Source organism: Stenotrophomonas sp. P5_B8, from assembly GCF_054049855.1.
In genome coordinates this window covers 1-8,918 of the sequence record NZ_JBFULO010000139.1, presented here as the reverse complement: position 1 = coordinate 8,918, position 8,918 = coordinate 1, and the positions used below count along the sequence as shown (strand labels likewise).

Annotated in this window: 10 protein-coding genes; 6 read left to right on the top strand and 4 right to left on the bottom strand. The window is 67.9% G+C overall.

Features of this window, described 5'->3' with window-relative positions; genetic code table 11:
- On the bottom strand, positions 1-1,525 hold a 1,525-nt coding region (locus ACXJKH_RS09775), incomplete at its 3' end, for a POT-type proton-dependent oligopeptide transporter (RefSeq protein ID WP_457319279.1).
- A 173-nt stretch (positions 1,526-1,698) separates the two neighbouring features.
- Here ACXJKH_RS09775 and ACXJKH_RS09770 point away from each other — a divergent pair.
- Positions 1,699-2,550 carry an endonuclease/exonuclease/phosphatase family protein gene (locus tag ACXJKH_RS09770; RefSeq protein WP_457319278.1) on the top strand — a complete coding sequence of 284 codons (852 nt, stop codon included), beginning with the start codon at positions 1,699-1,701 and terminating at the stop codon, positions 2,548-2,550.
- Positions 2,551-2,626: 76 nt separating this feature from the next.
- Here ACXJKH_RS09770 and ACXJKH_RS09765 read toward each other — a convergent pair whose 3' ends face one another.
- Complete coding sequence (locus ACXJKH_RS09765) at positions 2,627-3,238, bottom strand: superoxide dismutase (protein WP_457319277.1); 612 nt, start codon at positions 3,236-3,238, stop codon at positions 2,627-2,629.
- 247 nt (positions 3,239-3,485) lie between these two features.
- On the opposite strand from ACXJKH_RS09765, the gene ACXJKH_RS09760 reads away from it, so the two are divergent.
- Together ACXJKH_RS09760 and ACXJKH_RS09755 are read left to right on the top strand one after the other, a co-directional pair.
- Positions 3,486-3,947, top strand: a complete 462-nt coding sequence (locus ACXJKH_RS09760) for a ribonuclease domain-containing protein (RefSeq protein WP_256775578.1) — start codon at positions 3,486-3,488, stop codon at positions 3,945-3,947.
- Complete coding sequence (locus ACXJKH_RS09755) at positions 3,944-4,396, top strand: barstar family protein (RefSeq protein WP_256775579.1); 453 nt, start codon at positions 3,944-3,946, stop codon at positions 4,394-4,396. Before ACXJKH_RS09760 ends, ACXJKH_RS09755 begins: the two co-directional genes overlap by 4 nt.
- Positions 4,397-4,712: 316 nt before the next feature.
- Here ACXJKH_RS09755 and ACXJKH_RS09750 read toward each other — a convergent pair whose 3' ends face one another.
- Together ACXJKH_RS09750 and ACXJKH_RS09745 are read right to left on the bottom strand one after the other, a co-directional pair.
- A complete protein-coding gene (locus ACXJKH_RS09750; protein ID WP_457319276.1) occupies positions 4,713-6,455 on the bottom strand; it encodes a hypothetical protein in 1,743 nt (580 codons plus the stop codon).
- A gap of 9 nt (positions 6,456-6,464) precedes the next feature.
- Complete coding sequence (locus ACXJKH_RS09745) at positions 6,465-7,064, bottom strand: NfuA family Fe-S biogenesis protein (RefSeq protein WP_256775581.1); 600 nt, start codon at positions 7,062-7,064, stop codon at positions 6,465-6,467.
- Positions 7,065-7,166: 102 nt separating this feature from the next.
- On the opposite strand from ACXJKH_RS09745, the gene ACXJKH_RS09740 reads away from it, so the two are divergent.
- The 3 genes from ACXJKH_RS09740 (at position 7,167) to zupT (ending at position 8,831) form a co-directional block, all read left to right on the top strand.
- Positions 7,167-7,508, top strand: coding sequence for a 4a-hydroxytetrahydrobiopterin dehydratase (locus tag ACXJKH_RS09740; RefSeq protein ID WP_457319275.1), 342 nt, complete (start codon positions 7,167-7,169; stop codon positions 7,506-7,508).
- 4 nt (positions 7,509-7,512) lie between these two features.
- The gene (locus ACXJKH_RS09735) at positions 7,513-7,929 is read left to right on the top strand and encodes an energy transducer TonB (protein ID WP_457319274.1); all 417 of its coding nucleotides are present in this window, start codon (positions 7,513-7,515) and stop codon (positions 7,927-7,929) included.
- A 92-nt stretch (positions 7,930-8,021) separates the two neighbouring features.
- Positions 8,022-8,831, top strand: coding sequence for a zinc transporter ZupT (zupT, locus tag ACXJKH_RS09730; protein WP_457319273.1), 810 nt, complete (start codon positions 8,022-8,024; stop codon positions 8,829-8,831).
- Positions 8,832-8,918: the final 87 nt, after the last annotated feature.

Here is an 8,918-nt window from a genome sequence, read left to right as displayed (position 1 = left end):
TGGCATACCAACCGAAGGCCAACGCGGCGAGGAAGGCGAAACCGGCGAAGAAGAACATCAGGAACGCGGCCTCGCTCAGGCCGGTACTGGCGATCTTGTGGGTCACCGTATCGTTGCGCACGGCCGCGTTGGACAGCAGCACCCACAGGTTGCCGATGGTGGTGGTCAGGTTCCAGAAGCTCATGACCACGCCCTTCATCGCCTGCGGCGCCTGGCTGTAGGCGAACTCCAGGCCGGTGGCCGAGACCAGCACCTCACCGAAGGTCAGCAATGCGTAGGGCAGCATCTGCCAGAAAATCGACATGACGTTGCCGCCATCCATCATCACCTGGATGCCACCGACCACGACCCAAGCCAGGCCGCTGAAGGCGATGCCCACGGTCATGCGGCGCAGCGCGGTGGGCTCGACGCCGAAGCGGCGCAGCGCCGGGTACAGCACCAGGTTGTTGAACGGGATCAGGATCATCACCAGCAGCGGGTTCAGCGCCTGCATCTGCGAGGCGGTGAACCAGCTCGGCATGGCCATCTGCTGGCCCTGCAGCACCCAAGTGGATGCCWTCTGGTCGAACAGCGAGAAGAACGGGGTGGTCAGGGCGAAGATCACCAGCACCCGCAGCACCGAACGCACGCCTTCGACCGCGTCGGCCGGGTGCACCGCGCGGGCGCGGTCGAGCTGGATCCAGGTACCGCCACCGATACCGACCAGCAGCAACACCAGCGCGATGCACAGGCAGATCACGATGCCGAGGCTGCCGACCAGGCCCAGCGAGGCCACCGCCAGCACCGCGCCGAGGATCGCCAGGGTGCGGCCCGGACGGCCCTTGCCCGGGACCTCTGCCGACAGCGCGCTACGCACCACGTTGCCGAACGAATGCGGGTCCTTCGGCGGCAGCGGCACGAGCACGTAACGCTTGCGTCCCAGCCAGAACACGAAGGTGGCCACGAACATCAGGATGCCCGGGATGCCGAATGCCCACTGCGGGCCCAGGTTCTTCAGCGCCAGCGGGATCAACAGCGAGGCAAACAGCGAGCCGAAGTTGATGATCCAGTAGAAGGCGTCGAACACGACCTTGGCCAGATGCTTGTTGCTCTGGTCGAACTGGTCGCCCATGAAGGAGGCCACCAGCGGCTTGATCCCGCCGGCGCCCAGCGCGATCAGGCCCAGGCCGAGGAAGAAGCCCTCCCGGCTGTCCTCGAACACGGCCAGGCAGGCGTGGCCGGCGCAGTAGATCAGGCTGAACCACAAAATGGTGTGGTACTTGCCGAAGAACTTGTCGGCCAGCCAGCCACCAAGCAGCGGGAAGAAATACACGCCGATCATGAAGCTGTGCATGATGTCCTTGGCCTCGCCCGCACGGCCTTCGGCGGTGATCTCCTGCAGCAGCAGCGAGGTGATCAGGAACTGCACCAGGATGTTGCGCATCCCGTAGAAACTGAACCGCTCGCAGGCCTCATTGCCAATGATGTACGGGATCTGGCCTGGCAACTTTCCTTTGCCGGGGCTGGCGGCTGCGATCGTGCTCATCCTATGGGGCTGTCCTGCGAATACGAAAGTGCGGGAGCTTACCGGAAGCCCCCGAGCGGCGCACGCTGCGCCCCTACGTGACAGTAGACGGCGAACATGGCAGCGGATCGCCGCAGATCGCAACGGAAGTCACGAAGCCTCGACGGCGCAAGCGTAAACTTATCGTTATGCGCATGATCTCCATTGCTGTCACGGGACGCTGGCCGGGTTGGCTGCTGCTGATGCTGTTGGCGGCATCGGCCGCGCAGGCGCATGCGCGCCAGTCCGAGGACGCACCGCGTCTGCTCAAGGTGGCCACCCTGGAACTGCCCACCCTGGGCGAGGGCCAATGGGAGCAGCGCCGCGACCAGGTGCTGCAGATGCTCGACGCGCTGCAGCCGGACGTGATCGCGGTGCAGCGCGTGCTGCAGACCCAGGGCCGCAACCCGGCCTGCTGGCTGGCCTCGCGGCTGCGCTACAGCTGCGATTTCGTCACCGCCGATCCGCCCAGCCAGGCACTGCGCCATGGCAGCGCGATGCTGACCCGGCTGCCGGTCAGCGAAGACGGCGTCACCCTGCTGCATCCGCCGGGCCAGTTCAGTGCCGCCGGCATGCTGCGGGTGAAGCTGCAGGAAGAACTCATCAACATCTATGTCGCGCGGTTGCGCCCTGACCCGGACGAGCCGCTGGTGCGCCGCCACCAGACCAGCGACCTGATGACCTGGATCGGCGCCACCGCCGAAGGCCTGCCCTCGCTGATCGCCGGCGATTTCTCGGCCGACACCGCCGAACTGGTGCGCAGCTCGCCAGGTTTCCAGCCGGCGCGCCGCAATCCCGGCGAACGGGTCGACCCGCCGTCGGCGGCCGGCAGCGCGCGCGGCCACGGGCTGGACGTGCTGTTCCAGGTCAAGCACTTCGAGGGCATCGGCCAGCAGGCGCTGAAGCTGCCGGCCAGCGAAGGCAGCGATGCCGACAAGGGCGCCCTGCGGCTGGGGGTGATGGCCACGCTGCGGCTGCAGTCACCGGTGCCGGTCAGCGCCCCCTGATCCACGGCGCGGTGCCGCAACGAAAACGGCCAGGCATCGCTGCCTGGCCGTTTTGTCATCTACCGTGCTGGATCGCTCAGGCGATCGCGGCCTGGTAACGACGTTCGACTTCGTTCCAGTCGACCACGTTGAAGAACGCGCCGATGTRTTCCGGGCGACGGTTCTGGTACTTCAGGTAGTAGGCGTGCTCCCACACGTCCAGCGCCAGGATCGGCGTGTTGCCGTCCATCAGCGGRCTGTCCTGGTTGGCGCTGCTTTCCACCACCACCTTCTTGTCCGGGGTGACGCTCAGCCAAGCCCAGCCGCTGCCGAAGCGGGTCAGTGCGGCCTTGGTGAAGGCTTCCTTGAACTTCTCGAAGCCACCCAGCTGCGACTCGATGGCCTTGCCCACTTCGCCGACCGGTGCGCCGCCGCCGTTGGGCGACATCACGGTCCAGAACAGGCTGTGGTTGGCGTGGCCGCCACCGTTGTTGCGCACCGGGCCCTGCAGGTTTTCCGGCAGCGACTTGGTCTTCTTGACCAGTTCTTCGATCGGCAGGTCGGCGTATTCGGTGCCTTCCAGTGCCGCGTTGACGTTGTTGATATAGGTCTGGTGATGCTTGGTGTGATGGATTTCCATCGTGGCCGCGTCGATATGCGGCTCGAGTGCGTCGTAGGCGTAGGACAGCTTGGGGAGGGTATAGGCCATGTGGATCTCCTGGTAGCTCACTCACCCGGCAAAGACCGGGCGTTGCGCTGACGATGATGGGGATGGACGGCAAGCTTACCAAGGCCCATGTAAAGGAAATCTGGGCTCGCGCATGCAACCTCTGCACACCATGTTACGCAACGGTGACGGCAGCGTGGCGTGGATGGGTCGTTGTTCGGCTGCGCCTCATCGCCCGGCGCACGGTTGACGGTACAGTAGTGGCCACCTTCCCTGCCCCACCCTGCCCATGCGCAAGCCCTTGCTGTTGCTGGTCGCCATCGCGCTGCTGATCGGCGGCCTGGCCACGATCAAATTCGCGCAGCGTCCCCCGGCGCCACAGTTCGCTCCATCGCTGACCCAGCCGGCGGCACCGAACGCACCACTCGCTACCGGGACGCAGGGGGTGAAGCACGATCCGTTGCCGCCGTTCCTCCCGCCCGAGGCACGCCGCACCATCGCACTGATCCAGCAGGGCGGACCGTTCCCGCATCGGCAGGACGGCAGCGTGTTCGGCAACCGCGAACAGCGCCTGCCAGAGCGGCCGCGCGGCTATTACCACGAGTACACCGTCGACACCCCCGGTGCCGGCAACCGCGGTGCGCGTCGCATCGTCACCGGCGGCAATCCGCCGACCGGCTGGTTCTACAGCGACGACCACTACGAGACCTTTCGCAGTTTCGATGTTCCACCGGCCGGGAGCTGGCAATGAACCATGATGGATTCGAGTTGGGCCTGCACGACATCAACAATGCCGGCGTGTATGCGATCGGCAATGGCGATGTGGGCCCGTTGTCGGCCGCGATGCGCGATGCCGGCCTGCGCGTGGTGCAGATCGACCTGGACGGCTGCCAGGACAAGCGGATGCTGTTGACGCGGCTGGCCGGGCGACTGGACTTCCCCACCGGCTTCGGCGGCAACTGGGATGCACTGAGCGACAACCTGCGCGACCTGGCCTGGCTGCCCGCCAACGGCTATGCCCTGTTCTTCAACGACGCCGACGCGCTGCGTGCGCAGGCCGGTGCCGACTTCGACACCCTGCTGGACGTGCTCGACGAGGCCAGCCGCAGTTGGGGCGAAACCAACGTGCCGTTCTGGGCGTTCGTGGCGTTGCAGGATGCCGACGTAAGTGTGGATGCGGACGCGGAACAGGAGCCATAACGTCCCGCGCGATAGACGGCGCCACGCCATGCGCGGCTCGCAGGTGCCATGACGCCGGACCGGTAGAGCCACGCCATGCGTGGCTGGCAGGTGCCATAAACGCTGGACCGGTAGAGCAGGCACGCATGGCGTGGCTCTACCCGGGGGTCGGAACGCCTGACCGGAGAGCAGCCACGCATGGCGTGGCTCTACCCGGGGTCGGAACGCCTGACCGGAGGGCAGCCACGCATGGCGTGGCTCTACCCGGGGGTCGGAACGCCTGACCGGAGGGCAGCCACGCATGGCGTGGCGCTACCCCCGCCGATGCGGCGGGGCCTCAGCGGCTGCCGTTGTCTTCCTGCAGCTCTTTCTTGAACGGGATGTCCGGCGGCGGACGCGCGATCGCCGGCTGGTCCTGCATGTTCGGATCGCTCAGGCCGCAGCCGCCGCCGAACTGCAGGATCGAGACGACGCAGGAGATCGACGAGCTGGTGCCCGGGATCGGAATCTCCACGGCCTTGATGCCCTTGCGAACCCATTCGGCCAGCAGCGATTCGTTGGGCGCCCAGTACTTGTCGAACGACGTCGGGGTGTAGTCGTACGGCGGGCGCTTGAGCCAGGTGCCGGACTGGGCGATGCGCTCCTTGGTCCAGCCGTCCTTGTCACCGCCCGGTGCGCCGCGCTCGGTGGTGCCCTTGCCGTCCTGGCCAGGCACGCGCACGCTGCCGTCGGCCTTGAACAGGCTGTCGCCGTGGCTGCCGGTATCGGCGACGGCGCGGCCGTCGAGATCGCGATCCTGCGGATGGTTGGCCGCGCCCCAATCGTCGCCGCGCGTCGGCGTGGCCCAGTTGCCCGGGTTCGCCGCCGGCTTCGCGGCGGGCTGGGTGCTGGCGCGCGCGGTCGAGGGGCTGCTGCTGGTGCTCGGCGTGGTCGCCGTCGCGGTGGACGTCGCGCTCGCCGTGCGCGGCGCGGTGCTGGTCGACGCCGGTGCCGGCCGCGCGGCTGGCGTGGGCACGCTGCGTTCGCGCACTGCAACCTCGGTCGACCTGCCGCTCACGGTGACGTCCCGTTGCGGCACCGTCGCCATCGTCACCGATGGCGCCGTGACAGGCTGGACCTCGCGTTCGCGCACCTGCACCTCGCGCTGGGGCAGCGTGGCCTCCACGCGTGGACCGGGCACGCGCACCGTGGTCGCAGGCGCCCCGACCACGCTGACCTGGCGCTCGCGCACCGTGGGCTCCGGCGTGCGCAGCTGGGGTTCGGCCGGCCGCGGCACCGCCACGCTGGCGCGCGGGGTCGGCGCCTCGACGGTAGTGACGGTGCGCTCGCGCACGGCGATGTCCTGCGGCTCACGTGGCGTCACCCGCACCTCGGTGCGCACCACGCTGGTGGGCGGCACGACAAAATCCGTGGTCGCCTGCGCAACTTCGGTGGCCTGCACCGGCTGCTCGACCGGCGGCGTCACCGGGCTGGGCGGCGTCGGTTGCGGCACCTCGGGTGGCGTGGGCTCGGCACTCGGCTGCGGGGCCGATGCAGACGCCGACGCCCGCGGGCTGCTGGCCGCTGCGYCCGGTTCGCTGGCCGGTGCATTGCTCGGGGCACGTGCTGCCGCATCCGGCGTCGCTTCGCCACCGCCCTCTTCCTGCGGCGTGCCACGCCCCACCAGGGCCACCTGCACGCGGCCACTCTCGCCACCCTGCTCGGGCTCCACCGGCGGCCGGATCAGCGCAACCCACAGCAGCAGCACGGCAAACAGCACATGCAACAGGAGGCTGATGCTGGCCGAACTCCAGCGCATCCAGCGCTGGTCGCGCGGCGCCGGGTCCCAGCCCTGCCACAGCAGGCGTCGGATTGACTGCAGGAAACCCAGCTGCGGCAGACGGCCGCTGGACACCGGCAATGGCCGCTGGATCAGCTCGGCGATAACCTCACTGGCACGGAACGGCCGCGGCAGCGGGGTGAGCGCACGCAGCCACAGGCCCCACCCATACGGCAGGCCCGTGGTTTTTTCGAGGATGCGGTTGTCCGGCTGGCGTGCCAGCAGCCACTCGAGGATGTCGTCAGCCCGGCGCAGTGGCACGCAGCGGAATCAGGCGGCCGTGCCGCGCGGAATGTACGGCGCGTTGCCACTCTCGTGGTCGGTCGCGTCGCGCACCGCGGTAATCCCAGGCACTCGTCCCATCAAGGTCTTCTCGATGCCCTGCTTGAGGGTCACATCGGCCATGCCGCAGCCCTGGCAACCGCCGCCGAAGCGCAGCAGCACCACGCCATCGGCGGATACTTCCTGCACCGCGACCTTGCCGCCGTGGGAGGCCAGCTGCGGATTGACTTCGTTCTCCACCACCCAGCGCACGCGCTCGACCAGCGAGGACGCGTCGGTGGGGGCTTCGCCCTTGATCTTGGGGGCCTTGATGGTCAGCTGCTGGCCACCAGTGGCGTTGCTGACGATGTCGATGTCGGCACCGTCCAGCCAGCCCACGCTGGTGGCATCGACGTACAGGGTGAAGCCATCGCAGTCCACCGCCCACTCATCGCCCATCAGGTCGGTGGGCTCGGCGAACTCCAGGCGGGCGTCGGCACGCGGGGTGCCAGCATCGACGGCGCTCAGGCGCACGCCCATGCCGGGCACGGCCTCACGCTCGATCAGCTTGCGGAAATAGGTCTGGGCAGTGTCGGATATCTGGATCATCGGGCTATTCTAGCCACTTACATGTTATGCGCTCATTCGGTTTATACACCGTCCGGCGCATCGTTCAGGCATCTTGCAACACGAAAGGGAGTGGAGGATTTCATGGCCGACCTGATTCCGCTGGCGCAGGCGCATTGCGTGCCGCGCAAGGGCAGCGACCACAAGCTGGGCGAGGCCCGGGTGGCCGAACTGCTGGCGCAGATTCCCGGCTGGGCAGTGGCCGAGCAGGGCCAGGCGCTTACCCGCACGTTCCGCTTCGACAATTACCACGGGACCATGGCGTTCGTGAACGCGCTGGCCTGGGTGGCCCATCGCGAAGACCACCACCCCGACCTGGGCGTGCATTACGACCGGGCCGTGGTGCGCTTCTCCACCCACGATGTGGGCGGCCTGAGCGAAAACGACTTCATCTGCGCAGCCAAGGCCTCGAGCCTGACGGAGTGATTCCATGAAACTGCAGTGCCTCGTGTTGTCCAGCCTCGCCCTCGTCAGCCTGGCCGGCTGCAACAAGCCGGCCACCCCGGCCGCACCGGTCGCCGCGCCCACCGACGTGGCCGCGGTGAAGACCCCGCCGCCGCAGTACCCGATCGAACTGGCCTGCCAGGGCATCGGCGGCACCAGCACCTTCAAGGTGGTGATCGCCGCCAACGGCAAGCCCGGCCAGGTGGCGCAGGTAACCGGCAGCGGCAATGCCCAACTGGACGAGCTGGCCAGGAAGGCGGTCGAAGGCTGGGAGTTCAAGGCGGCCACGCGCAACGGCCAGACCGTGTCGACCACGATCCAGGTGCCGGTCAGCTTCAACCCGCCGCAGCCCAAGCCGGACGAGTGCTTCGCGGTGGAAGAGCGGCTCCGCCGCGGCGGCTGAGCGCCGTCGTCCTATGAGGCCAGCCGCCGCAAGCCTCTCCTTCACGCGCCCCGCCCGGGGCGCGTTGCACTTCTACAAGGACGCTGCGGCGCATGCTCGACATTTCGTCTGAACACGTATGGGTGGCCCTCGCCGTGACCTTGGCCGCCGGCCTGGCAACCGGCATCGGCAGCTTGATGGTGGTGTTCTCGCGCCGCCCGAACCCGCGCCTGCTGGCGTTCGGGCTGGCCTTCGCCGGCGGGGCGATGGTGTTCGTGTCGCTCACCGAGATCCTCAACAAGGCGATCGACTCGTTCACCCAGGCCTACGATGCGCGCCTCGGGTTTGCCTACGGCACGGCGGCGTTCCTGGCCGGGGTGCTGCTGATCGTGGTCATCGACCACCTGATCCCCAACCCGCACGAGAGCCTGGACAAGCAGGACCCGCTGTTCCGCGACAACAACAAGGCCTACATCAAACGGGTCGGGATGCTGACCGCGATCGCGATCACCGCACACAACTTCCCCGAGGGCCTGGCCACCTTCTTCGCCACGCTGGAGAGCCCGTCGGTGGGCATGCCGCTGGCCTTCGCCATCGCCATCCACAACATTCCCGAAGGCATCGCGATCGCGGTGCCGGTGTACTTCGCCACGCAGAACAAAGGGTACGCGGTCGGTGCAAGCCTGTTGTCCGGCCTGGCCGAGCCGGTCGGGGCCGTGATCGGCTATTTCGCGCTGTCGGGCGTGCTCAACCACGCCACCTTCGGCTGGGTGTTCGGGCTGATTTCCGGGGTGATGGTGTTCCTGGCCCTGGACGAACTGCTGCCGGCGGCCAAGCGCTACGCCAAGGGGCACGAAACGGTTTACGGGCTGGTGGCGGGCATGGGCAGCCTGGCGATCAGCCTGGTGCTGTTCAAGTGGTGATACCCCACCCGGCCACCCCCGGCACGCACCAACGGTAGTGCCGGCCGCTGGCCGGCTGCTCCTGATCGGGGCCGGCCGCTGGCCGGC